The sequence below is a fragment of the Streptomyces sp. BE303 genome (genome assembly GCF_036290945.1).
In the GTDB taxonomy this organism is placed as follows: Bacteria; Actinomycetota; Actinomycetes; order Streptomycetales; family Streptomycetaceae; genus Kitasatospora.
This window is the reverse complement of the sequence record NZ_JAQYWZ010000310.1, coordinates 1-1,549: the sequence shown is the minus strand read 5'-3', so window position 1 is coordinate 1,549 and position 1,549 is coordinate 1. Positions and strand designations below refer to the sequence as shown.

Below are 1,549 nucleotides of genomic sequence, written 5' to 3'. Positions count from 1 at the left end.
TACCGTCCGCGCCCTCGGCGAAGGACTTGCACCGACCGTCGGCCGCGAGGCCCCGCTGCCGCGAGAACCCGACGAACGTCCCCGGCGTCGCCATCACCGTCACGCCACCGGCCAACGCCAGCTCGCACTCCCCACTGCGCAGCGCCTGCACCGCCAGGTGCAGAGCGACCAACGAGGACGAGCACGCCGTGTCGACCGTGACCGCCGGACCCTCCAGACCGAAGGTGTACGACACCCGGCCCGACGCGATGCTCCCGCCGGTCCCCATGAAGCCCTCGACCTGTGCCTCGGCCTGCTCCAGGACGGTCGCGTAGTCGCCGTACATGATGCCCGCGAACACGCCGGTGCGGGATCCGCGCAGGCTCCGGGGGTCGATCCCGGCCCGCTCGAACGCCTCCCACGACGTCTCCAGCAGCAGCCGGTGCTGCGGGTCCATCGCCAGCGCCTCACGCGGCGAGATCCCGAACAGCCCGGGGTCGAAGTCGGCCGCGCCGGTGAGGAATCCGCCGTCGCGGGCGTAGGAGGTGCCGGGGTGGTCCGGGTCGGGGTGGTAGAGGTTCTCGATGTCCCAGCCACGGTCCTCGGGGAACGGCACGATCCCGTCCCGCCCGGCCGCGACCAGCTCCCACAGGTCCTCCGGCGAGGCGACGCCCCCGGGGAACCGGCAGGCCATCCCGACGATCGCGATCGGCTCGTCCACGCGGACGGCCTGCACCGGCGCGGCCACGGCGGGGGCGGCGCCGGCCAGCTCCGCGCCGACGTGACCGGCCAGCAGGGTGGCGTTCGGGTAGTCGAAGACCAGCGTGGACGGCAGCCGCAGCCCGGTCGCGGCGGCGAGGCGGTTGCGCAGCTCGACGGCCGTGAGCGAGTCGAAGCCCAGTTCGTTGAAGGCCCGCTTCGGATCGACGTCCTCGGCCCGGTCGTAGCCGAGGACGTCCGACACCTGGGCCCGGATCAGCCCGAGCACCGCCGTGACGCGCTGCTCGACGGGCAGGCCGGCCAGCCGCAGGCCCAGGGAGGTACCGGCGGCCGGGCCGCCCGGGGTGTGGACCAGCCCGCGCAGCAGCGCCGGGGCACCGACGGCCTCGCGGAGTACCGCGGTGTCGACCGCGAGCGCAGCGACCAGCGGCCGTCCACCGGAAAGCGCCGCGTCGAAGGCCGCGAGCCCCTGCTCGGCGGTCAGCGGCAGGACACCACCACGCCGCATCCGCTCCCGGTCCGCGTCGGTGAGCGTCTCACCCATCCCCGCGTCCCACAGACCCCACGCCAGCGACGTCGCCGGCACACCCCGCGACCGCAGCTCCGACGCGTACGCGTCCAGGAACGTGTTCGCAGCGGCGTAGTTGGCCTGACCCGCGTTACCGAACAGACCCGCCACCGAGGAGTACAGGACGAACGCGCTGAGCCTCCGGCCCTCCGTCGCGGCGGCAAGGTTGCGCGCCGCGTCGACCTTCGCCCGGAACACCACGTCCAGGCGCTCCGGGGTCAGGGACTCCACCATCCCGTCGTCCAACACACCGGCCGCGTGAACCACCGCCGTCACCGGCAC

Annotated in this window: 1 protein-coding gene; it reads right to left on the bottom strand. The window is 74.0% G+C overall.

From position 1 onward, the window contains the following. The coding region (locus tag PUR56_RS03680; protein ID WP_329947828.1) for a beta-ketoacyl synthase N-terminal-like domain-containing protein at nucleotides 1-1,549 on the bottom strand (1,549 nt) is incomplete at both ends.